Here is a 23,341-nt window from a genome sequence, read left to right as displayed (position 1 = left end):
ACCTTTGACAACAGACGGCACAGCCTGAATTGCTAAAAAGGTCTGAGTCCAACTCAGACCTTTTTTATTTCCTCTTGATCATTCATCGCTATTGAGCCATCTCATGACCCGAGGGTGTTCAGCCGCAGTCAGACGCTGAAAAGCGGGCAGCAGCGCTGCAGCGGCATCTTCCAGCGCACCAATCAAGGCTTGCGCTGCGACCGGCAGCTGTCGATTTTGCTGCGTGATAACGCCAAAGAAATAGGGAATATCCTCTTCCAGCGGAACAATCGTGACGCCTTCCAGCGGAATACCCCATGCCGTTACCGGTTCAAGAATCGCCACGCCCAGCCCGGCGCGAACGCAGGCAAGAATATTGGCCGACGAATTGGTTTCAATCATTTCATGAGGCGCAACCTTGAGTTTTTTCAGCGCCTTTTCGAAACGGCCTCGCAAACGTAGCGGATTCAAGGGTGCAATGAGACGACGTCCTGCCAGGCAAGTCAGCGTAAGCTGCGGCTCTTTCGCTAAAGGATCATCATGGCGTAGCGCAACCACACAGCGCGACTGCCCAATCCAGTGTAAATCCATCGCATGGTGTTCCAGCGGCAGGCTGCAAAGGCCGATATCCGCTTCGCCCGTAATCACCGCGTGCGCCGTTTGCTCAGCAGATTCGCTAATAATCTGCACTTTGTTTTGCAGATCCAATGTTGCCAACGCCTGGGGCAGCAGCCCGGCGGCCAAGGCAGGTGTCGCAGCAATACTCAACGGGCGATGCTGTTGATGACCAATTTCTTCCGCACGTAGCCGAATTTGTTGCAGTGATTGCAGCGCTTTTTGCACATATTGATGCAGTTGCAACGCTTCTTCACTGGGGTGAATACGCGGTCCATTACGGATAAAAAGCAGATATCCCAGCGACTGTTCCAGCTCTTTAATCAAGCGCGTAACAGCAGGTTGAGAGCGGTTTAACGCTTTGGCCGCAGCCGTGACGCTGCCGGTAGAAATCACTGCGGCAAAGGCTTCCAGCTGTTTCAAATCCAAATCATGTAACGTTGTCATTCAGAAAACATGTCCTGGCGAAAAGAATTCACGGCAATCATAGGGTAAACCATCATTTTTGTAGAAATCCTGCGACGACCCTTACCGCTTGATGGCGAAAGAATGTGAGTTTACCGCTGAAAGCGTTACAGCCCGACACCTGCCGGGCTGTAACAACGTTGCGTTAAACAGGGGTTAACTCCATCAGGTTCTGACCCTGAGCGCTGCTTCAATTTTATCGGCGGCTTTTGTCACGATGTAAGCGATAACCATGTAGAACACCACCGCAATCGCAAAGGCTTCGAGATAATAGAAATTTAATGCTGCAGTCAACTGTGCCTGCGCAAAGATATCAATCACCTCAATGGCGAATGCCAGCGAAAGTGCCTTCATGATCACCATGAATGCGTTTGCCAGGTCAGGAATAGCCGCGACGATAATTTGTGGAAATAGCACGCGTCGAAACAATTGCGCTTGGGTATAGCCTAAAGAGTGAGCCGCATCAGCCTGACCAGCGTCAAAAGAGTTCAATGCGCCCTTCACCACTTCAGCCTGAAACGCTGCAACACAGGCTGTCAGCGCGACAATAATGATCACCCAGTTCGGCAACGAATGCGCATTCACATCAACGCCAAACATCGACGCCACAAAATGCAGTGCGGGCGGCAAACCGTAGTACGCAAGGAAAATCACCACCACCATCGGAACGCCTTTAAAGGCGATCTTGTAAGTAATGACCAACTGTCGCAACACCACAATGCGTTTGTGTTCAATGAACGCAAACAGGCCGCCAACCAGCGTTGAGAAGAGAAAAATCGTCACCGCCATCGCCAACGTGACAGGCACCGCCTCCATAATGCTGAGGAAGTCCGGCAGCAAAACGTCAATATCGAACATAATTATGGCTTCCCCTTTAGACGTTTGCGGTGAATGTGATCTTCGCTGACGCGGTTTTCGAGGTGTATTTCGCATGGCGAAGCTCGAAGAAACGCACAATGATCCAGGCGATCAAGCACAGCAATGAGTAGATACCAGCCAACACCAGATAAGTACCAAACTGATATTGGTTGTAGTCGCGTTCCATAATCAAATGCGCCGTTGCCATAACATCCGCCGCGCCGATATACATCACCAACGCCACATTGTGGATCAGGTAAATAATGGCGTTGCCGTAACCCGGTAAAGCAATGTGTACCGCCTGTGGTCCGATAACACGGGTAAGCTTTTGGCGAAAGGTATAGCCGAGGCTGTCGGCGGCATCATGCTGACCGCGCTCAACCGCCAAAAATGCTGGACGCATCACCTCAGACAAATAACCGCCGTGGTAAAGACTCAATCCCACCATTGAGGCTGTTGTCGCCGAGAGGAAATCGTCCATCCCAAACAATCCTGTCACCAGCGGTAAACCGTAAAACGCCACAAACAGTTGCAGCACCACGGGAACACTTCGGGCATAGGAGACATAGAGATCGGCCAGCTGGCTAATCACCGCAATCCTGCGTACCCGGAATGTTGTCGCCACCAGCGCCAGCACAAAGCCGACGAGTAAGGCGACAAACATAATGGCGAGCGTCAGCGGCAAAGCCGAAAGTAGCTCGGGAATCATGGAAGAGAGATCCACTTGAAACACTCCTGATTAAAAATTCAGCGTTTACCTGTCATCATCGACTCTGTGATGTTAAGCGGATCGATTACTTCATGTACCGAACAACGTCTTCGCCAAACCATTTCTGTGAAAGCTTATCCAGCGTGCCATCATCTTTCAGCTCTTTAAGCGCCTTGTTAACGTCATCGTTCAGCGCTTTGTTTTCATCTGATTTATGAATCATCACGTAGGTGTTATTGATTGATACCGGTTCGCTCGCTTTGATCGCCAGTTTCTGATTATCAATCACTGTCTGCTCACCCAGGTTAGAGGGCAGAATCAGGGCATCATACTTGCCGCTTTGCACTTCTTTCAGACGATCTGGATAAGGAATACCGGCGCTTGAGGCTTTAATAGTGACCTCATCGCTTGGGTTCTCTTTCTGCCACTGAGTAACAAATTTATAGACGCCGCCACCTGCAGTTACCGGCACGATTTTCTTGCCTGCCAGATCTTTCATCCCGTTGATGTTGCTGTCTTTACGGCTGTAGATCTTCATTAGACTGGCACCGATTGGGCTATCTGGGATCAGGAACTGTTTGCTGCGCGCAGGCGCTTTGTAATAACCGCCGGAGACCATGTCATATTTGCCGGTAACAAGGCCGGTTTCTTGTGCCAGATCGGCGGCCCCCTCCATTACAAATTTGTACTGCGGCAGTTTAGCGTTGACCGCTTTAAGTACATCCGGCTCATAGCCTTGTGGCTCAACGCCGATAGCGCCCCATGACAGCGGCTTAGATTCTGCCGCCGTGGCAATTTTAATGGTACGCACGCTATCTGCGTAGCTAAACCCAGCGGTGGTCATTGCCAGGGCAACGATGCCCGGCATAGCGAGGCGACGTAATGTGGTTTTGATTGCAGGCATGTCTGTCTTTCCTTTTTTAGTTTTTAGAGTACGCGTTCTGAACTGAGGAACTGAGCCAGTCGCGGTGTCGCAGGGTTGTCGAAAATCTCGGCTGGGCTGCCTTCTGCAGCGACCACGCCCTGATCCATAAAGACAATGCGGTTTGAGATACTTTTTGCGAACTGCATTTCATGCGTGACCAGCAATGACGTGATGCCTGAAGACGTCACTTCTTTGATCACTTTAAGCACTTCACTGACCAGTTCAGGATCCAATGAGGAAGTCGGCTCATCAAACAGGATCACATCGGGGCGAACCGCCAGCGCACGCGCAATACCGGTGCGCTGCAACTGCCCGCCAGAGAGCTGAGAAGGATAGTGATCTTGTTTGGCAGACAACCCAACGCGCTCCAGCTCCTGCATCGCAATGTCGCGCGCCTCTTCTTTAGACTTGCGTTGCACCACGACCAGCGGATCCATCACGTTTTGGATCACCGTCATGTTCTTGAAGACGTTGAATTGCTGAAACACCATCGCCGTTCGCAGGCGAATAGCGTTGATTGCCGCTTTGTTGGTGGATTGATAGTCCATGCGGATTTGATCCAAGGCGATGGTGCCGGACGTTGGCTTCGCCAGATAATTGATACAGCGCAGCAGCGTGGTTTTCCCGGTTCCGCTTGGGCCGATGATTGATACCACATCACCGCGTTTTACCGAAAGATTGACGCCTTTGAGTATCTGGTTGCTGCCGTACGACAGTGTAATGTCATTGAGTTCAAGCATGGTTATTGACGCCCTTTTGCGTGAGAAACTCTGTTTAACGCGACTGAATTTGCCCTACCTGGCCTAAATAATGCGAATGGCAGAGAGGCGGCCAGCGTGTTCACCCTTAGGAATGGGGTCAGATGCGTAGCCAGCGCCTTCGCGGTTCGAACGGTGACGGGAAGAAAGATCACTTTTCGATCTCTGCATGGCCGAGCACATGCATCAAACGATTAGCCCAACCGAAAATCGAAATAGCATGAATCAGGTCGAGTATTTCGTTGTCGTCCAGGCCTTCTGCTCGCAGCGCGTGAATATCTTCTGGCGTTGCCTGTGACGGTGTCACCGAAAGGCGACGGGCAAAACGGTAAATAGCCGCATCGCGTGCGTTAAGCGTTTCGGGTTTATTGAAATAGAGCGCGCTGACCACTTCATCGCTTTTGGTCAGTTGTGCATGGCGGCGGGCGTGAACAACCGCGCAATATTTGCAACCATTGACGATGGAAGCGCCTAACGCACCCAGCTCACGGTCAGCGCGCGCCAGGCCGCCTTCGACATACATGATCGCGTTAAATAACTCGGTGCGAGCCACATAGCTGTCCGGGTCATGTGCCAGCGTGCGCACATATTCTGAGACCTTCTTGTTAGAAGGCGTCACCTTCATCGCATTAAGTTGCTCGGGCGTGGCCTCGGCAAGTTCAACCGGCGCGATATAGGGATGCCAGGTCAACGGTTTCAGGCTAACTAAGGGAATCATGCTGACCTCATCAGGCGTAAGCCAGCCGCAACGCGTGTCTGGAAATTCACAAATGCAATCAGTTCAGAGAGCGCGACAATCTGGGCATTATTCAGGCCCGCCTGCTCGAGACGCGCAATATCATCTGCTGCTGCCTGATCTGGCGTCACCGTCACCAAATCAACATGGCGCGCAACGGTTGCCAACGGCTCAGGTAATTCTTGCGTGCCTGCGGCCAGTGCCTGCAATGTTTCTGTCGGTGACAGCGCGGTAAGCTGTGCGCCATATTCAGCGATCAACGCCTGATCTTCATTAAGAGCAGCAATGCGATGCGCTAACGCAATACGCAGATCGGGCGCGAGTCCGTGATCATTTGCGGGTTCAAGCACTGAAAGCCGACATTGCTCTGCGCCCGCTACAAATTCTGGGCGGAATCGGCGTGCACGGAAAAGCGCGTCTTCCAGTGAAAGCCCAGCGGCCTTATCAATAGCGTCGATCACAACGCATTCTCCTGTTTAATTAAAGGGGTTGAATCAGTCCATTCGTCGCCCTGAAGTTCAGGGATGTCGTAAGCGACCAGATTGGAGAAATGGGTTTCGACATCTTCGGCAAACAATGAGGCGGTGATGCCGCGCACTAACCGCTCGGCTCCGGCACTCACAGCGGGAATATCACCTGAAACCTTGCCGTGTGTGAGCATCGCCGCATCGTTAAAGCAGTAGACGTGCGCCAGCAACGGGCAGGAATCTGCAACGCGTTGCTGGAACTCAAATGCCGGGCCGAGATCGGGCGCTTCCAGCATATTGCTACGGGGCTCGCCCATATCTGGCGTGTAGCGACCATCAGCCCAGGTACGAATGTGCGGCGCAAGGGCAGCGAACTCCGCACGTCCGCTGAAATCATTTGAGAAACCCGTTGCTGCAATGAGAAAGTCGTAATGCATCGCCCCTTGTGTGGTTTCGATCAACAGACCTTTCTCATCTTGGTGAACCGCAACAATGCCGCAATCCAGCAAGAAACGGGCATTGGCATGGCGAGATACGCGCAGCGTCGAGGCGCGAGGCGGCGGCGTTTGCGTTGTCGCGGTGTAGTCGACAAATTTCCATTTCCACGCATCAGGCAGTTGATGCATTCCGTGCACCACGCCCTGGCTACCAATGCCGGTCATTTTATTGATACGCGGCATCGCTTTTCGGCGGATCAGCATATCAACAGAACCTGCCCCCGCTTCAAGTGCAGTGGCCGCATTGTCCATAGAAGAAGCCCCAGCGCCAATGACGGCGAGACGCTTACCTTTCAAGGCAGCGAAATCGATCTCATCGGCTGAGTGCGCCCAGAACTGACGGTCAATGCCTTGAAGGAATTCAGGCACAGCAAAGCCGCCTAAACCCGAGCGGCCTGTCGCCAGAACCAGTCGACGGGTATAAACACGCCCGGTTTCTGCGCCTTCAATATCTATCGCAATCAGATCGTCCACGAAGGCAATCGCGGTCATGCGCACGTTGTTCTGTACCGGCAGATCCAGCACGTTGCGATACCAAATCAGATAATCCATCCACTGATCTTTGGGAATTTTGTCCAGTGCTTGCCAGGCTTCCGCTCCCCACTGCGCGGTAAACCAGGCGCGAAACGTGAGTTGAGGTAAACCCAGCGCGGGGCCATGCAGGCTTTTGGGTGAGCGTAGCGTTTCCATGCGCGCAAAAGTGATCCACGGGCCTTCGCGACCCGCAGGTGCGGCATCATAGGCAACCACATTGTTAATGCCGCTCAGCACCAGCTTTGCTGTGGCTGCCAACCCGCACATGCCAGCCCCAATAACCACAACATCACGCACCGCATTGCCTTGGTAAGTCCGCTCGGGCACCCACGCTTTGGCGGGCAGTTCAAGGAATGTCAGGTCTTGCTGGAGCTGGGCTTCAAGCGTGGCAAGGCCACTTTGCCCTGCTGATGTTGTATGCGTCATTGAATGGTATCCCTTTCTAAACTGACATTGGTTAAGCCAGATCGCGTTAAGTAAAACAGCGAATAACCTACTGATAGTGAGGTTTTTTATTATTGATAAATTGCATTATCAAACACTCAAAATCCAATAAATGGATAGTAAACAGCAAGGTTTTGGATAATCCTCTTCGCTATTAAAAGAGTCAATAATGTCGGTCACTTATCAACCAATGAATTTCTTATATCTTATTGCGAAATTGATATAACGCCATTTTACTCGCTTGAGCTTTTATGATTTGCAGTTAGCAGGTTGAGCTGAAAAGATGTCGGAATAATTAGCTGAGGTAATATCTTTTAAGAGAGGAAATCGGCGTTAGCCGTAAAGCGTGGGGATGAAATCAGGAGTAAACGCACGGTATTCAGCGCAGAATAAAGCAAAACGGATAACGCATAATGCGTCACCCGTTGCGCTATATATCAACTGCTTATAGGACTATTAACGTCATTACAGCTTGTCAGGCACGCTGCCAACAGACAGCCCGCGAATAACGTCATTACTGCGGAATCACTTTCTCTTCTTTCAGCTTATCGAACAGCTCGGTGAATGAATCCAGCGAGCTACGATAACCGGTAAAGCCCGCTTTCCGGCTTTTGCTCATATCAGTGAACGCTTCCATTGGTCGGCCTAGATCTGCATCGGTGTGCCACCACGAAACCAGTTTGTTGATATCGGTTTCACGCAGCTGATAACGAGTGGCGATCTCTGTCCATGCCGCTTCTGCTTCCTGCATACGGTTCTCCAGCGGCATGATCTGCGCCGGATAATCCGCCGCTTCAACACCAAAATAAGCAGCCAGACGCGGCCACATCCAGTTCCAGCGGAACACATCACCGTTCACCGAGTTAAAATCTTCGTTAGCCGCTTCAGGCGATGTCGCGGCCCAAAGCAGCTGCTCTGCCAGCAAACCTGCATCCGTCACATCGACTACACCGTTCCACTGTTCTGGCGAACCCGGGAAGATGAATGGCCAACCTTTCTCACGGCACAGCGTGGCGTAGACGGCCAGCGTTTGACCCATGTTCATCGCATTGCCCAATGCGTAACCTACAATGGTGTGCGGACGATGCACGCTCCAGCGGTAATCATATTTTTCCGCACCCGCAAACACTTCATCTTCCTGCGCGTAATAGAAGTTATCAACCGGCTGACGTCCCTGCTCTTCACGGAATGGCGTGACCGGCACCGCGCCTTTACCGTAGGCTTCGAACGGGCCGAGATAGTGTTTTAGTCCGGTGATCAGTGCAACATGCGCGCCTTCTAGGCGATCGCCTAACGCTTCAATCACGTTACGCACCATCGCACCATTGACGCGGATATTCTCTTTTTCAGTGTCCTGACGTGCCCAAACGCTGAAAAACAGGGCATCCGGCTTCACATCTTTTAATGCTTCGCGAACGGCAGTTTCGTCCGTTAAATCAGCGGTCAGGCTGGCGCAACCTTCTGGAACGGCGCCGCGTCCCCGCGAAAGTCCGCTGACCTGCCAGCCTTCATGCAATAATTTTTCTGCCAGTGCACGACCATTAACCCCACTGATACCGACAATCAAAGCGTGTTTCTGCATTTCAATTCTCCTCATTTTGCGTATTTACTAGCTTAATAGAGAATTTAAGGCTTATCTGTGTCATTTTTTCACAGCATTCCCAACTTGAGTTCATCAATCTATGCACGATCAGCGTTTAAAAGACATTATCCCGTTCGTTGCCAGCGTAGAGTGTGGCAGCTTTACTGCCGCAGCCCAGCGTCTGCATGTCACAGGTTCAGCCATCAGTAAAAGCGTGAGCCGACTTGAGGCACGACTGGGATCGCGCCTGTTGGAGCGCACCACACGCAGCCTGCGCCTGACTGATGCCGGAACCGCTTACTACCAGACCTGTATTCGTATTATGGAAGAACTGGCGGAAGCTGAATCAGTATTAGCCGCGCAGCGCACTATTCCATCGGGTCGCTTGCGGTTGGCAATGCCCAATACCTATGGCCGATTAAACGTCATGCCGCTGCTGATCCCGTTCTGCCAGCAATATCCCGAACTGGAATTAAGCCTTAGCTTTTCGGATCGCTTTGTTGACCTGTTTGATGAAGGCATTGATGTGGCTATTCGCATTGGTGAAGTGCACGACCTGCCGGAATCGTTGGGATTTCGCTACATTGGCCGGGAACGCATGGTGTTTTGCGCTTCGCCGGATTACCTCAATCAGCAAGGTCGGCCGCAGAACGAAAGCGAATTGCTACAACATCGCGCCATTCTTTACGAGCGCGTGGATGGCTCCCCCAAGCCCTGGCTGTTTATTAATGAGGAGGGCTATCCCATCTGGCGAACGCTGCCGCACCGTATGGCGCTTGGTGACGTTGATGCGCAAGTTCAGGCCGTCTGTGCCGGATTGGGCGTGGCGCAAATGCCATCATGGTTGATTCGCCGCGCGCTTGATAACGGTGATTTGGACGTGATATTACCCGACCTTCAGCCGGATGGTTTGATGCTGACATTAGTCTGGCCGCGGCGTAAGCAGCTCTTACCGAAAGTGGATGCGCTGTTAGGGACGCTGGCGGGGTTAGATATTCGTTGAAAGCGCTCTTTTGCGCTACCCGCACCACATGGCGCACGTGGCCATATCTGTGTAGCGCATGGCATTGATGCTCCTGTGGTGATGGGGATCTCGCAGCGCCGCGCGGTGGCTTTGGCGGTTTTGCTGGCCGTCAGCTCAAGCGCGACGATGTGCTGACGTTGGATGAAAGCCAGTTAGCAGGCTTACCGGAGAACGGGATTGGCATCTAACCACCCTCTTCTGTTTTGCGCCACGTCTTGCCGCTGAACCGCAGCGACCAGCCCTTGATTCGCGTCATTCCTTCCGGTGAATACGCGTTATTTTCCACAAACGCTCAACGCTTTTGGTGGCAACCATGGCAAGTTTCACTTCAAAGTAACCGCACCGGCTATCGCCCGACGGGCGAAACGATTATTCAACTCTGTGATGCCAATACGGCGGGCGGTTATCTGAGAATTGCCTGTGTGATTGAAGAAGACCGCTGGCGGCTGGGAAGGTCCAGCCGAGTTATTACAAACAGCAGGATGTAGAAGATGGCTCGGTGTTGTTGTTCCGAGCCATTTTTCACATTAATTCAGTGATTACCAGCGCTGATGTACCCAAGGGGCGATCTTTTGCTGATACAGCGTTTTAAGGGCTGTCATTGTTTCCTGATCCAGCGGGGCAAGATTGCTGGCCTGCGTGTTGGCCTCAGCCTGAGCCGGATTTTTTGCGCCGGGGATCACAACACTGACCGCGTCATCCATCAATATCCAGCGAAGCGCAAACATCGCCATGGTGACATCGCCTTTCACTAACTTGCGAATATCCTCTACAGCATCCAACGCTACGTCATAAGGCACCCCAGAAAAGGTTTCTCCCTTGTCAAACGCTTCGCCATTGCGGTTAAACGCCCGGTGATCGTCTGCGGAAAAAGCCGTATTCGCGTTCATTTTTCCCGTTAATAAACCTGATGCCAGCGGCACGCGAGCAATCACCGCAACATTACGCTTACGCGTTTCATGGAAGAAAAGTTCAGCCGGACGCTGCCTGAAAATATTATAAATAATCTGAACTGACGAAACGTTGGGATAGTCGATGGCCTTCAATCCTTCTTCAACTTTCTCAACGGAAACACCGTAGCTGCGAATTTTTCCCGCTGCCACCAGCTTATCCATGACGTCAAAGACCTCCGGCGTGTAATAGATTTCAGTCGGAGGACAATGCAGTTGAACAAGGTCTAACGAATCGACTTGCAGATTATTTAAAGAGCGCTCGACGAACGCCTGCAGGTTGCTCTCTGTATAACCTTCGGCAACATGCGGAGAAAGACGTCGCCCGAGTTTGGTCGCCACAAACGGACGCTTGCCGCCACGTTCGTTCAGGACTTCAGCAATGATTTTTTCGGAGCGGCCATCGCCATACACATCCGCGGTATCGATAAAGGTCATGCCCGCATCTAAAGCTGCATGCAGCGCGCTTTTTGCATCTTCATGAGAGACTTCGCCCCACGTTCCCCCAATAGCCCATGCGCCAAATCCAATTTCAGAAACACGTTGTCCGGTCCGCCCAAAATTTCGTTCTTTCATGAATCGTGTCCTCGTGATGTTCAGCTGAAGATGGGGAGGCGTTTTCCCACATGCGTAACGCCATTGAAAAAAATCGACGTACTGACAGCAGCATAGCGTTAGCGCGTCGGGAGCGCCGGAGATAAAAAAGAGAAATGCGAAGAAAGGCCGCAATAACGAAAGATGTTTTTCCCAGGCGAACTTACCGCGCCTATCAGGCCACTCTATAGCGGCTATTTCACCCTGCGCATAACCTTAGCGGGATCATTTATTAGCCTGGGGATAGCGGAAAAATTAACCTGAGTTCTTTTTACAGGGAAAGAGTCATGAAGATCCGTTATTTATCGCTGTCACTGATGTTAGCGCTACTCTCAACTTCTGCGCTGTCTGCCGAATTGATTGTTGGCGACCAAAAAGGAAATGCTCGCGCCGTCATGGAAGCCGCAGGCCAGTTGGAAAACCTCCCGTATAAACTGAGCTGGTATGAATTCCCGAATGCTGCGCCCTTGCTGGAGTCGCTTAATTCCAACCACCTGGATGCAGGCTTGGTGGGAGATGGCCCGCTTTCCTTTGCGGCGGCGGCTGGCGCTGAGATCAAAGCTATTCAGGCATCACAGTATCTGGGCAATGCCATCATTGTGAAAAAAAGGAGCGGGATAAAAAACGCTGCTGATTTAAAAGGTAAAAAAATCGCTACCGTCAAAGGGTCTTCCGGGCAGAACCTGGTGCTTAATGCCTTGAAGCAGGCAAACCTTCCTGCTGACTCGGTTTCATTTATTTTCACTACGCCGGCAGAAGCCACGCTGGCGCTAGATAGCGGCGCAGTTGATGCCGTTGCCAGTTGGGAACCCTATGTATCCTTCGCCGTCGCGCAATCTGGCGACCAGATCGCGGTGGATGGACGCGCCTTCCCTGTATCTAACTATTTAGTCGCGACTGATACCGCGATTGCCGACAAACGAGACTTACTGCAGGATTTTCGTCAGCGACTGGTTCTCGCCCGTGAATGGGGTGTTGCTCATCCTGAACAGTATGCGGCGGGAATCGCTAAGGTGCTGCGACTGCCTGAAAACGTAGCATTGAGTAAAGTGCAACGAGAAAATAATGCGCCCATCAGTGACATCGCCACTGTGCGCAGCCAGCAGCAAAACGCCATTGACACGTTTACGCGCACAGGGTTGATTAAGCCCGGCCTTAAGGCCGATCAGTTAATTGATGCCAGCTTTTTTGCCCAGCAATAAGGAAAATCAGCATGATGAATTTGGCGCTTTATCTGGATGCCGGTATTCACCAAGGCGGCTGGCGTCACCCGGATGCCGTCGCGAGCGGCGGCACCAACTGGCCACTCTATCGCACCGTGGCACAGCGCGCTGAAGCGGCGAAGCTAGATATGATTTTTGTCGCCGACAAGCTGGCGATCGATGATATCTACGGCGGCGATCTGAGCAAAACCGTTCACAGTCGTCAGGTAGGCTGGGCCGAGCCCTTGACGCTGCTGGCAGCGCTGGCGGCTGTTACTGACCGCATCGGCTTAGGCGGCACAGTTTCATCCTCCTATTCCGTGCCTTACAGCACCGCCAGAATGCTGGCGAATATTGATCATATCAGCGGAGGCCGCGCCGCCTGGAACGTCGTTACTTCGTTAAGTGATACCGAAGCGCGTAATTTCGGCAGGGAAAAGCACTATTCTCACGCGGAGCGTTACGCGCGCGCAGAAGAGTATATTGCGCTGATGAAAGCGTTGTGGGACAGCTTTGAAGAAGATGCGATCATCATTGATAAAGAGAATGCACAGTTCGCTTCACCTGAAAGCTTTCACTATATCGATCACCACAGCGACGCGTTTGATGTGCGCGGCCCGCTGAATGTTCCCCGCCCACCGCAGGGACATCCGGTGTTGATTCAGGCGGGGGTATCAGAAGCTTTCACTGAGCTGGCAGCAAAACAGGCTGAAGTGTTGTTTGTGGTGCAGCCAACCCGCGAGCGCGCCCAACAGTTTTACGCCACACTGAAAGAGAAAGCGCAGACAGCGGGACGCCAGCCCGATCAATTGCGCATCTTACCGGGCATGGTTCCAGTGGTTGGCGAAACGCGCCGTGCAGCGGAAGAGTTGGATCGATATTTAAAATCGCTGATCACCACCGAGTCGGGACTGAGCTTCGTCTCTGCCAGCATGAACATTGATCTCTCACAGTATCCTGCCGACGGACCGATGCCAGATTTGCGCGACCATATCACCGGCAGCAAATGCCGTTTTCAGTATGTTATCGCTCAGGCGATTGAAGAAGGATTAACACTGGGAGAAATGGCGCGACGCTACGCAGAAAGCCTTTCTTTCCCTTCGCCGGTAGGCACACCCGATGATATCGCCGCGATAATGATCGATTGGTATCAATCCAAAGCCTGCGATGGCTTTGTCATATTACCGACCTATCTGAATAGTGCAGGCGATCTGTTTTTGGAGGAAGTGGTGCCACGCTTGCAACAGGCTGGCGTGTTCCGCAAAGCGTATCCCGACGGCACGTTGCGCGATACGCTGGGGCTGGAAAAGCCGCTGAATCAGTTTAGCGTTTGATATTTGTAACCGTTTCGTCGCCGGGAAGCAGAGTCGCTTTGCCCGGCGCTGTTGTGACGTTGAATGGGATATCACGACGCCCATGGCCTGTCATCATCATTCCCCGTAATGCATGCCTTCCAGTTTCATGCCGTCTGGATCGAGAAAAAACACCGCGTAATAATCGGGATAATATTCACCGGCGGCATCAACAATGGTGACATTATTCTGCTCCAGCCAGGTCTGTAACTGATCAACATCCTGACGGCTATTAAGAGACCAGGCATAGTGATGAAAACCGGGATTACCCCGGCGATAGGGATTTTTCAAGCCCGGTTCATCAGCCTGATAGATCCACAATCGGGTCGTTCCGTCACTCCATCCCATCGCCTGTGGCTTTTTATCCAGCACCTCAAAACCCAGGAAGGTCATTAATCCGTGATAGAAGTGTTGTGACGAAGCAAAATCGCTGACCGATAACACAATATGATCGACTGCGCGTACACGTGACATCTTACCTCCGCTCTTTTCTGACGCTTGATATTTAAGCGTAGACAATCACCCGCCATTCTTCATGAGGCGGCGCGGCTCGGTGTGATTTTAGCGTGATGAGATGTCAACGATGTGCAGTTTTTCACCGTATTGCGCACGCTGTTTAATCGGCTGGCTGTTATCGGTAATGATGTGATCAATGCCTTGTAAGTCACAAACATGCGAAAGCGCGCGGTAGCCAATCTTGCTGCTGTCAGCCAACACCACGGTCTGCTCTGCCGCACGGATCATCGCCTGCTTCACCGGAATTTCCACGGTGTTAATATTGGTCAAGCCACGTTCATAGTGCACGCCTTCGGCACCCAAAAATGCCCAGTCAACATGCATGCTGTCGATTTTACTGATCGTGTCCTGTCCAACCAGCGTATAGACGTTGTCCAGCATCAATCCGCCGGCAACGTGTAACGTAATGTCTGGATATTGGCTAAGCGTAAACGCGGTATAAATATCGTTGGTCAATACCGTCAGGTTCTTCTTCTCTTTTAACGCCAGCGCAAGTTCGTATACGCTGGAACCGTTATCCAAAATCAATGACTGACCATCCTGAACCAGGCTGGCAGCGTAATGACCAATAGCGCTTTTTGCCTCGCCATTCATCTGCCGCCGCACACTGTAGGGCGTGTCCGCATGGCTGGATGAAGCCACAGGCAGCAAACCACCGTGCGTGCGCATCACTTGTCCACTCTGTTCCAACCGTGAAAGATCGCGGCGAATAGTAGAGCTATCAACCCCAAATTGCGCCGACAGTTCACCGGCGTTGAGATATCCCTTCTCGTTGATCATTGCAAGAATCTGGTTACGTCGCTCAGCCGCTGTCACCTGTTCACTCCATTAAATACACACATTCGTGCATATCATGCCTGTTTTTAACTTTCACGTCACTACGCTCCGCACTCCTGACGCCTGCCAATGGCTATTTTTTCATAGCCATAAGTTTTTCGCTTGAAAACAGGCATTGACTGCACGAATTCGTGCAATGTATGTTGTCTCCTGTCTCATTAACCAGGAATGACGTATGACCACTCTGAGTGAATACGAAAAAGATATTCTTCAGCAACCGGACGCGCTGCGCGATCAGCTCAATTACCCGCTACCCGCTGAGCTTCACCAGCTTGACCTGCATCGCTATGACCGAATTGTATTGGCTGGCATGGGCTCATCTGATTACGCCTTGATCCCCATTGAACGCGCATTAATTGCGCGCGGTTTACCGGTATGGCGCATTGATGCCGGCCGCCTGCTGGATATGCCCGATCTGATAACCGCCAACACCCTGCTGTGGATGACATCGCAATCGGGTATGAGTGGTGAAGTGGTTAAGCTGCTGGATATCATCACGAAACCGCTGACGCTGATTTCAGTAACCAACGACATCACCAGCACGCTGGCTCAGCGCGCTGACATTTTGGTGGAGTTGCGCAGTGGCGATGAAGCCACCGTCAGCGCGAAAAGTTACCTCAACACGCTGGTCGCCAGCTATCGCATCCTCGCCGCTCTGACGGGCGAAGCGGAGCAGCCGCTAACAGACAAAGTGGCTGCGCATCTAAACAATATTGCTGAGCGGGTGAGTCAACAGGCGCAAATCCAGCCGATCGTGACCCCTTTCTTTCTGCGTACTCAGCCACGTTTGGCCATGATTGGTATCGGTGCCGATGCGGCAACCGCCATGACCGGTGCGCTGATCACCAAAGAATCGTCAAAAGTCAGTGCAGAAGGCTTTATCGGCGGCGAGTTCCGGCATGGTCCGATGGAAACCTCCGGCAAGCAGATGACTGCCCTGCTGTTTGGTAATGGCAGCGAACCAACGCTGATTCAGTTAGCTGAAGATTTGCAGCGCAACGGCACGCACGTGGTCACTGTCGGTCCACGCGCTTACGCAGGCAGTGAACTGCTGGAAACGCCTGACGATGAGCTGCTGCGTTTAGTGTGCGCCATGCTCTTTGTGCAGCACCTGACCGTCGCGCTGGCACGCGGCAACGGCATGGTGCCCGGCGAATTCCTCTACGGTAAAAAAATAACGGTAACGTTATGACCAATTCTGCTCGCCTGCTGCGCGCAGGCATTGATATGGGCGGCACCGGCACACGATTCATCCTGCTGGAGGGTCTGCGCGAGGTGGCGGCGTTAACGGTGCCTACCGCAGAGTTTGATGCGATCCCGCAATCCAGACGCAGCGATGAACTGGTCAGTCGGTTGCGGCAGCTCTGTCCGGCGGACGGGCAGATTATTTCGCTGGGCATCGGTGCCAGTGGACCGGTTAATAACCGCAGCGGTGTGATTGAAAACAGTGACACGCTGGCCTGTTTCTCATTTTTTCCGCTGCTCGACGAGCTGCAGCAGCGTTTAAACGTGCCTGCCGCCATCGATAACGACGCGGTGGTTGCGGCACTGGGCGAGTTTCACGCCGGGGCGGGTGTGGGAAGTCAGCGCATGTTGATGGTCACACTCGGCACCGGTATTGGCGTGGCGTTACTGGATAAGGGCCAGCCGTTTCGCACAATCGATGGCCGCCATCCTGAAGCGGGTCATATTCCTGTCTCAGGCAGCACACATCGCTGTTACTGCGGCGTCACGGGGTGTTGGGAAACGGAGGCGTCACGCGGTTGGCTACAACAGGCTTTGCTGCAACTGCTGCCAAATCTTCACTGGCCACAACTCACTGTTAAGCGACTTGATGCACTTAGCGCGGACGATCCTCGCGTAGCCGCAATTTTAAGCGAGTACGGTGGCCGCGTGGGACGAGGGCTATCCACCCTGCTGGCACTTTATGGCCCCGATCTTACCGTGCTTAGCGGCAGCGCTGCGCGTTTGCTGCCGCTGTTTCGCCCGAGTTTAGATACGGCTCTGCAACGCGCCAGCGGCTACCACCTCTCTCCACAGATTATTTCATCTTCTCTCGGCGATGCGGCGGGCGCGCTGGGAGCGGCATTACTGCCAACGATCAGGGAACCCGTTAAACGCTCGTAAAACCATAATCGCGCACCATAGCGCGGCCTGGGCTGATGGCGTTCACCTGCATCAGCCATTATTTCACCTGTTTTTGGAGTGTCAGAATGAAAAGACGCGTCACCCTGCAGCTCAGCGGATGTCTGGCCGCGCTGCTGATTTCCGGCTATGCCAACGCCAAAACGGAATTAAGCGCACTGTTTATGTCACAGTCTGCTTATAGCGAAAGCGATATTCGCGCCATGACCGCCGATTATGAAAAGGCGCATCCTGATGTAACGATCAATCTTGAATTTGTCCCGTACGAAGCGCTACATGACAAGATCGTTGCCGCGCGTGGCGCGGGCAGCAACGGCTATGACGTGGTGTTATTCGACGATATGTGGCCAGCAGAATTTAACCGTTTTAACCTGTTGAAAGATGTCTCCAGCCACTTCACGCCAGATGTCAAAAACAAGATTTTTACCGGTGCCCTGAATACCGTTACCTGGAAAGATAAGCAGTACGGTATGCCGTGGATCCTCGACACCAAATACCTTTATTACAACAAAGCGATGCTGGCAAAAGCGGGGATTACCACGCCGCCAAACAGTTGGCAGCAGGTGATGGAACAATCGCAGCTGCTCAAGCAGAAAGGCATTGTTAAGTATCCGCTGGTCTGGAGTTGGTCACAGGCGGAAGCCTTGGTCTGTGATTACACCACCATGGTTTCTGCCTTCAAAGGCGATTTCTATCAAGATGGCAAGCTGACCTTTAACGCGCCGGGCGCCTTAAAAGCCGTGATCTTTATGAAAGATTCGCTGGATAAAGGCGTGACCAACCCAAACTCCAACGAGTATCTGGAAGAGGATGTGCGCAAGGTCTTTTCCAACGGCGATGCCGCCTTCGCGCTTAACTGGACTTACATGTACAACCTGGCCAACGATCCGAAGCAGAGTAAAGTCGCTGGCGATATTGGCATCATGCCTGCACCGGGTGATGCGCCAGGTGAAGTGGCGTCCATGAACGGTTCCATGGGTTTGGGCGTAACCCAAACCAGCGGACATCCCGATCAGGCGTGGGATTACATAACCTATCTGACCTCGCAGCCGGTGCAGAACCATTATGCCCGTCTGAGCCTGCCTATCTGGAAATCATCCTATCAGGATCCGGCGGTGCGTCAGGGCCAGGAAGCGTTAATTGATGCGGCTGACAAAGCGCTAAACGTGATGTTAATGCGCCCGATTATTCCTGATTACTCGCGCCTTTCGAACATGCTGCAGCAGCATCTTCAGCAGGTTTTGCAAGGTCAGGAGACGCCAGAAGCGGGAATGCAGGCATTGACACAAAGCGCGTCGCGCCTTCGGTAAGGACTTTTCATGCTCAGTTTGCAACAACGTGAGCAGCGTCAGGCATGGGTGCTGTTGGCACCCATGTTACTGGTGATGTTTCTGCTCACCGGTTGGCCGCTGTTCCGCACCATCTGGCTTAGCTTCACCGATGCGGCACTGATCGGGAGTGATGGCGCAGCTAACCTGATTGGCTTCGATAACTATTTATATGCACTGACCGACCCCGATTTTGTCGCCTCTATTGGCCGCACGCTTTATTTCACTGTGGTCTCAGTGGTGATTGAAGGCGTGATCGGCGTGCTGGTCGCGCTGCTGCTCAACCAGCGCTTTTATGGCCGTAATGTCTTGCGAGTGCTGGTGATTCTACCGTGGGCGCTGCCGACCATCGTCAATGCAATGATGTGGCGACTTAATTTCAATCCCGATTACGGCAGTATCAATGCCCTGCTTACACAGCTTGGCGTAATGGATCATTACCGCAGTTGGCTCGGTACGCCTACCTCGGCGCTCAATGCCGTGATGCTGGCAGATATCTGGAAAAACTATCCACTGGTTACGCTGCTGGTGTTGGCAGCAATGCAGTCGATTCCTGACGATCTTTATGAAGCTGCACGTCTGGATGGCGCATCGGCGCTGCGGCGGTTTCGGGCCATTACGCTGCCCGCTATCGCTGGGCCGCTGAGTGTTGCGCTGGTATTGCGCACTATCGACGCCTTCAAAATCTTCGACATTATTTATGTGATGACGCGTGGCGGCCCGGTGGACAGCACCAAGACCTTGAGTTTCTTTGTCTATCAAGAGTCTTTTAGCTATCTGCGTGCTGGCAGTGGTGCGGCTTACGCCATTTTAATGACGTTGATGTGTAGCCTGCTGATCGCCATTTATATGTTGATGCTGCTGCGTCAGCGCCGCCGGAGTAAAGTCAGTGAAACGTAAAATCCGCGCTGTTTTGCGCTATGCAGCCGCCTTGCTGGTGGCGCTCTCTATCCTCGCACCGATGGTCTGGCTGTTTTTAATGAGCGTCAGCTCAACCGCCGATTTAACGCGCCTTCCGCTGGAGTGGTTGCCACGTCACTGGGACTTCTCGCGTTACGCCCGGCTGGTGTCACTGGCACCCGACCAGCCCGGTGCGCTTTTTTTACACGCGCTACTCAACAGCCTGCTGGTGGCGTGTGGCGCAACGGCGGTATCGCTGTTACTGGCGATCCCGGCAGCATTCAGCTTCTCACGCTATCCTGGTCGTGACGGCTGGTTGTTCGCAAGTTTGGCGATCTACATGGTGCCGCCGGTGGCATTTGTGCTGCCGCTCTACTTTGTATTGCAACATCTCAACCTGTTGAACACGCATATCGGCCTGATTCTGGTCTATTGCTCATTGATACTGCCGTTTCTGACCTGGATGTTGAAAAATCAGTTCGACACCTTGCCCCAGGATATTGAGCAAGCGGCACGGTTAGATGGTCTGCGCTTCTGGCAGGTTTTGCTGCGCATTACGTTACCGTTAGCAAAACCGGTGCTGGGCGCGTCGGCTCTGTTTGGCTGGCTGCTGGCGTGGGACGAATTTTTCTATGCCCTGCTCTACACCAGCAGCATTGATGCACAAACGCTACCGGTGACTATTGCCGGTTTCACCGCCGGGCGCGCCACCGATGACGGCCTGATTGCCGCGGTGGGCATCCTCGCCTCATTACCTCCGTTGTTGATCGCCATCGTGCTACAAAAATCGCTGGTCAGTGGGCTAGCGAGCGGCGGCAGTAAAGGTTAGCGAAACATTTTTTGGAATCTACGATTATGGCAAGAGTTGAACTGGTACAAGTTTCCCGCCGTTACGGCAAACAGACGGTATTACAGCCGCTGGATCTGACCATTCCCGACGGCAGTTTTACGGTGTTGGTTGGCCCGTCTGGCTGCGGAAAATCAACGTTACTGCGGTTGCTGGCTGGACTGGATAGCGTCTCTGATGGCGCAATCTTGATGGATGATCAGCAGATAAACGATCGCGATCCAGCCGATCGTGATATCGCCATGGTATTTCAGAGCTATGCGCTTTATCCCCATCTGACCGTGGCGGAAAACCTGGCGTTTCATATGCAGGTCAAGAAGATCAAACGCAGTGAGCAACAGGATAAAATTACCCGTATTGCCGCTATTCTCGGGATAGATAAGCTGCTGGGTCGTTATCCGCGCGCGTTATCGGGCGGTCAACGTCAACGCGTGGCGATGGGTCGCGCCATGGTGCGTAATCCGCAGGTTTTCCTGTTTGATGAGCCGCTCTCTAACCTGGATGCGCAACTGCGCATGGAGCTGCGAGCAGAGATTAAATCCCTTCATCAGCGATTCAAGACCACCATGGTATATGTTACGCACGATCAGGTTGAGGCGATGACGCTGGCAGACCAAATTGTGGTCATGCGTGAAGGTGTGATTGTGCAACAGGGCAGCCCGCTGGAAATTTACGATCGCCCAGTGGACACCTTCGTGGCACGCTTTATCGGCTCACCGCCCATGAACTTGCTTGAGGCACAGCTGGTTTCTCGTGAGGGGATCCCGGGCGTTGCCTGTGGCGAATATTGGTTGCCTTTACCCGCCAACTGGCGTGACGCCGCCATGCACCAGGGAGATAAACCGGTGCTGATGGGGGTTCGCCCTCATCACTTTCATCTGGCAGATTCGCCCGCCTTACCCGCCACCGTGAAGCTGGTGGAAGTCACAGGAGAATCCAGTTTGCTGCATCTTGACTGGCAAGGCTTGCCGCTGCATGTCCAGCTCGCTGGCCGCATAACCGCACAGCCGGGTGAAAAACTGTCGTTGGCGATTGATCTCTCACATTTGCATCTGTTCGATAAAGAAAGCGGTAAACGGTTGTAGCCCAGGCGGCAGCGAGCGACGGAGGCGAAAACCGCTCGCTGCGCCCTTTCGAACCTTTACTTCATTCCCTCGCTCGCCGCTTTAGCGATGGCGATTTCATTCGGATTAGCGGATCCGCTGACGCCCACCGCGCCGATAATCTTTTCCTGCCACACCACCGGCGAGCCGCCGCCCAGCGGGATCACGCCCGGTAATGTCGCGATAGCCGGTTCTTTTCCATTGGCGCGATCCATATATTTGTCTGTTGGTGTGCGATACAGCGCGGCGGCGCGACCTTTTAAGATTGAAGAATCAATACAGCCTGCGGGCGCGTTGTCCATGCGCTGAAAGGCTAAAAGTTGACCGGATTGATCCAGTACCGCAATGCAGACATTGGCATTCAATGCGTGCGCTTTTTCCTGAGCGGATGCGATCAGCTTTTGCACATCGCTTTGCGTCAAAATGGTTTGCGTCGTGGTCGCCTGCGCCGCAAAGCCACTCATCACACCCGCGCCGAGCAGCAGCGCAACGGCAAACTTTTTGTTCACGATACGTTTTAAATTTCTGGTCATAACAAAACTCCTGTCTTAACGAGGGGCCCGGCTGCGGCCCGTCAGATTATGCTCGCCGACGGCGTAGCGGAAAGAATGCCCATAACAACACCAGCACTATCCCTGCCACCCCGCTCCAGGCAAGCCCGGCGGCGTGGCGTACAATCCAGCTGCCGCTCTCGCCATGAAGCGTTTCTTCAACCTGTTGCAGGGTTATGACGTGTTGAGGATTGCCAAACGTGACGGAAACATAATTCGCCACTTTCGCCAGCTCCTGCTGAGTGAACTGATGTTCAAAAGCGGGCATAAAGGCATGACCCGCAGGCATGTCACGGTTGATGCCTTCAGCGATAATCATGATCAAATTGGCGGGATCGTCAGCGGCCACCGAGGACAATCCCACCAGCGACGGATAAGCGTGTTGATCATCGCGCGTGCCACGTCCATCACTGGCATGACAGCTGGCACAAGCGCCATTATAAAGCTGTGCGCCACTCAGCTGCTGACTCGACACGTAATCCTCGATGCTGTCACGCATGCCTGTTTCAATGGCCGAAACAGGCGTAGCGGCAGGGGGTTTTAAGGGCTGCCGATTAATACCGCCTGTTGCAGGAAGCTGCTTCAGGTAACGGGCCATCGCGTACAGATCGCTGCTCTGTAAGCGTGAGAAGGATTTTTCAATCGCGGTGCCCATTTCGCCTCCCGCCACGGCTTTACCGTGCAACACGCCGGTGCGCAGATAGGTCACGATCTCCGCTTCGCTCCAGCTGCCGATGCCAGCTTCTACGTCTGGTGTGATGTTCGGCGCGGTCCAGCGGCCCACCTTGCCGCCAGCCAAAAAATGTTCGCCCTGTTCGGCCATCATGCCGTTGCGTGGCGTGTGGCAGGTTGAACAGTGCGCCAGCGTTCGCACCAGATATTCACCCCGATCAACGCTGCCCGCGGCGGCATCGCTGCCTTTCACCGCAGACTGATCGAGGAACATCAGATTCCACAACGCCATCACCGGGCGAAATGAGAAGGGAAAGGGCAAGTCGGTTTTTGTCGCGGGATGATCGTCAGCGGCTACGCCATTCATGAGATAGGTGTAGAGCGCCCGAATATCGTCATCTGACATCCCGGCAAAGGCGGTATAAGGCATGGCGGGGTAAAGATAATGATTGCCGGGCGCTTTACCTTCGCGCATCACGCGGGTGAAATCCGCCAGACTGTATTGACCAATGCCAGCGGTTTTCGACGGCGTAATGTTGGAACCATAAATCATGCCCATCGGCGATTGAATGCCGAAGCCGCCGGAGAAGGGTTTGCCGTTTTCAGGGTTGTGATGGCAAGCCGAGCAATCACCTGCAATCGCCAAATACTCACCGCGCTGAATCAACGTTTGCGTGGCGTCGGCCAGGTTGGCAGCGCTGAAAAGCAGTGAACAGACCGGGAAAAGCGCGTAGATGACCTGTTTCATCGC

General features: G+C 53.2%; 24 protein-coding genes. 10 read left to right on the top strand and 14 right to left on the bottom strand.

Annotated elements, in window-relative coordinates; all coding sequences use genetic code 11:
• Positions 1–78: 78 nt before the first annotated feature.
• From ACF2G4_RS19970 to ACF2G4_RS19930, 9 genes are all read right to left on the bottom strand, one after another.
• Complete coding sequence (locus ACF2G4_RS19970; RefSeq protein ID WP_215848640.1) at positions 79–1,041, bottom strand: LysR family transcriptional regulator; 963 nt, start codon at positions 1,039–1,041, stop codon at positions 79–81.
• 183 nt (positions 1,042–1,224) lie between these two features.
• Positions 1,225–1,917, bottom strand: a complete 693-nt coding sequence (locus ACF2G4_RS19965; protein WP_243079189.1) for an amino acid ABC transporter permease — start codon at positions 1,915–1,917, stop codon at positions 1,225–1,227.
• Positions 1,918–1,933: 16 nt separating this feature from the next.
• Entirely contained in the window at positions 1,934–2,641 is a 708-nt protein-coding gene (locus ACF2G4_RS19960; RefSeq protein ID WP_409076029.1) for an amino acid ABC transporter permease, read from the bottom strand.
• Between the two features lie 70 nt (positions 2,642–2,711).
• Entirely contained in the window at positions 2,712–3,530 is an 819-nt protein-coding gene (locus ACF2G4_RS19955; protein ID WP_243079190.1) for a transporter substrate-binding domain-containing protein, read from the bottom strand.
• A gap of 23 nt (positions 3,531–3,553) precedes the next feature.
• Entirely contained in the window at positions 3,554–4,291 is a 738-nt protein-coding gene (locus ACF2G4_RS19950) for an amino acid ABC transporter ATP-binding protein (protein ID WP_215848639.1), read from the bottom strand.
• Positions 4,292–4,460: 169 nt separating this feature from the next.
• The gene (locus ACF2G4_RS19945) at positions 4,461–5,027 is read right to left on the bottom strand and encodes a peroxidase-related enzyme (protein ID WP_215848638.1); all 567 of its coding nucleotides are present in this window, start codon (positions 5,025–5,027) and stop codon (positions 4,461–4,463) included.
• Positions 5,024–5,506: a CMD domain-containing protein gene (locus tag ACF2G4_RS19940; protein WP_243079191.1), complete on the bottom strand. Its 483-nt coding sequence runs from the start codon at positions 5,504–5,506 to the stop codon at positions 5,024–5,026. The genes ACF2G4_RS19945 and ACF2G4_RS19940 overlap by 4 nt, the downstream gene beginning before the upstream one ends.
• Entirely contained in the window at positions 5,503–6,969 is a 1,467-nt protein-coding gene (locus ACF2G4_RS19935; protein WP_332626984.1) for an NAD(P)/FAD-dependent oxidoreductase, read from the bottom strand. Before ACF2G4_RS19935 ends, ACF2G4_RS19940 begins: the two co-directional genes overlap by 4 nt.
• 532 nt (positions 6,970–7,501) lie before the next feature.
• Positions 7,502–8,569 carry an SDR family oxidoreductase gene (locus tag ACF2G4_RS19930; RefSeq protein WP_409076028.1) on the bottom strand — a complete coding sequence of 356 codons (1,068 nt, stop codon included), beginning with the start codon at positions 8,567–8,569 and terminating at the stop codon, positions 7,502–7,504.
• Between the two features lie 100 nt (positions 8,570–8,669).
• Here ACF2G4_RS19930 and ACF2G4_RS19925 point away from each other — a divergent pair, with 100 nt between their 5' ends.
• On the top strand, positions 8,670–9,572 hold the full coding sequence (locus tag ACF2G4_RS19925) for a LysR family transcriptional regulator (protein WP_409076027.1): 903 nt from the start codon (positions 8,670–8,672) through the stop codon (positions 9,570–9,572).
• Positions 9,573–9,796: 224 nt separating this feature from the next.
• Positions 9,797–10,081 carry a hypothetical protein gene (locus ACF2G4_RS19920; protein ID WP_409076026.1) on the top strand — a complete coding sequence of 95 codons (285 nt, stop codon included), beginning with the start codon at positions 9,797–9,799 and terminating at the stop codon, positions 10,079–10,081.
• 51 nt (positions 10,082–10,132) lie between these two features.
• On the opposite strand, the gene ACF2G4_RS19915 is transcribed toward ACF2G4_RS19920, so the two are convergent.
• Entirely contained in the window at positions 10,133–11,119 is a 987-nt protein-coding gene (locus tag ACF2G4_RS19915; protein WP_409076025.1) for an aldo/keto reductase, read from the bottom strand.
• A gap of 305 nt (positions 11,120–11,424) precedes the next feature.
• Between ACF2G4_RS19915 and ACF2G4_RS19910 the strand changes: the two genes are divergently transcribed.
• Together ACF2G4_RS19910 and ACF2G4_RS19905 are read left to right on the top strand one after the other, a co-directional pair.
• Entirely contained in the window at positions 11,425–12,339 is a 915-nt protein-coding gene (locus ACF2G4_RS19910; protein ID WP_409076024.1) for an aliphatic sulfonate ABC transporter substrate-binding protein, read from the top strand.
• An 11-nt stretch (positions 12,340–12,350) separates the two neighbouring features.
• A complete protein-coding gene (locus ACF2G4_RS19905; protein ID WP_409076023.1) occupies positions 12,351–13,673 on the top strand; it encodes an NtaA/DmoA family FMN-dependent monooxygenase in 1,323 nt (440 codons plus the stop codon).
• 96 nt (positions 13,674–13,769) lie between these two features.
• Here the strand turns inward: ACF2G4_RS19905 and ACF2G4_RS19900 are convergent, their stop codons facing one another.
• Both ACF2G4_RS19900 and ACF2G4_RS19895 read right to left on the bottom strand, forming a co-directional pair.
• Complete coding sequence (locus tag ACF2G4_RS19900; protein ID WP_243079223.1) at positions 13,770–14,165, bottom strand: VOC family protein; 396 nt, start codon at positions 14,163–14,165, stop codon at positions 13,770–13,772.
• Positions 14,166–14,252: 87 nt separating this feature from the next.
• The gene (locus ACF2G4_RS19895; RefSeq protein WP_215848599.1) at positions 14,253–15,023 is read right to left on the bottom strand and encodes a DeoR/GlpR family DNA-binding transcription regulator; all 771 of its coding nucleotides are present in this window, start codon (positions 15,021–15,023) and stop codon (positions 14,253–14,255) included.
• Positions 15,024–15,219: 196 nt separating this feature from the next.
• On the opposite strand from ACF2G4_RS19895, the gene ACF2G4_RS19890 reads away from it, so the two are divergent.
• The 6 genes from ACF2G4_RS19890 (at position 15,220) to ACF2G4_RS19865 (ending at position 21,349) form a co-directional block, all read left to right on the top strand.
• Positions 15,220–16,236 carry an SIS domain-containing protein gene (locus ACF2G4_RS19890; protein ID WP_243079224.1) on the top strand — a complete coding sequence of 339 codons (1,017 nt, stop codon included), beginning with the start codon at positions 15,220–15,222 and terminating at the stop codon, positions 16,234–16,236.
• Positions 16,233–17,171, top strand: a complete 939-nt coding sequence (locus ACF2G4_RS19885; RefSeq protein WP_332626965.1) for an ROK family protein — start codon at positions 16,233–16,235, stop codon at positions 17,169–17,171. The genes ACF2G4_RS19890 and ACF2G4_RS19885 overlap by 4 nt, the downstream gene beginning before the upstream one ends.
• 86 nt (positions 17,172–17,257) lie before the next feature.
• Entirely contained in the window at positions 17,258–18,499 is a 1,242-nt protein-coding gene (locus ACF2G4_RS19880; protein ID WP_409076022.1) for an extracellular solute-binding protein, read from the top strand.
• 9 nt (positions 18,500–18,508) lie between these two features.
• Positions 18,509–19,417, top strand: coding sequence for a carbohydrate ABC transporter permease (locus tag ACF2G4_RS19875; RefSeq protein WP_409076021.1), 909 nt, complete (start codon positions 18,509–18,511; stop codon positions 19,415–19,417).
• Entirely contained in the window at positions 19,407–20,246 is an 840-nt protein-coding gene (locus tag ACF2G4_RS19870; RefSeq protein ID WP_332626964.1) for a carbohydrate ABC transporter permease, read from the top strand. The genes ACF2G4_RS19875 and ACF2G4_RS19870 overlap by 11 nt, the downstream gene beginning before the upstream one ends.
• A gap of 26 nt (positions 20,247–20,272) precedes the next feature.
• Positions 20,273–21,349: an ABC transporter ATP-binding protein gene (locus tag ACF2G4_RS19865; RefSeq protein ID WP_215848594.1), complete on the top strand. Its 1,077-nt coding sequence runs from the start codon at positions 20,273–20,275 to the stop codon at positions 21,347–21,349.
• A 56-nt stretch (positions 21,350–21,405) separates the two neighbouring features.
• On the opposite strand, the gene ACF2G4_RS19860 is transcribed toward ACF2G4_RS19865, so the two are convergent.
• A complete protein-coding gene (locus tag ACF2G4_RS19860) occupies positions 21,406–21,900 on the bottom strand; it encodes a GlcG/HbpS family heme-binding protein (RefSeq protein WP_409076020.1) in 495 nt (164 codons plus the stop codon).
• A gap of 46 nt (positions 21,901–21,946) precedes the next feature.
• Entirely contained in the window at positions 21,947–23,338 is a 1,392-nt protein-coding gene (locus ACF2G4_RS19855) for a c-type cytochrome (protein ID WP_409076019.1), read from the bottom strand.
• Positions 23,339–23,341 lie beyond the last annotated feature (3 nt).

Source organism: Pantoea phytostimulans, assembly GCF_046118715.1.
GTDB classification, from domain to species: Bacteria; Pseudomonadota; Gammaproteobacteria; order Enterobacterales; family Enterobacteriaceae; genus Pantoea; species Pantoea phytostimulans.
The sequence above is the reverse complement of the archived record's forward strand: the minus strand, read 5'-3'. Positions and strand labels throughout refer to the sequence as shown.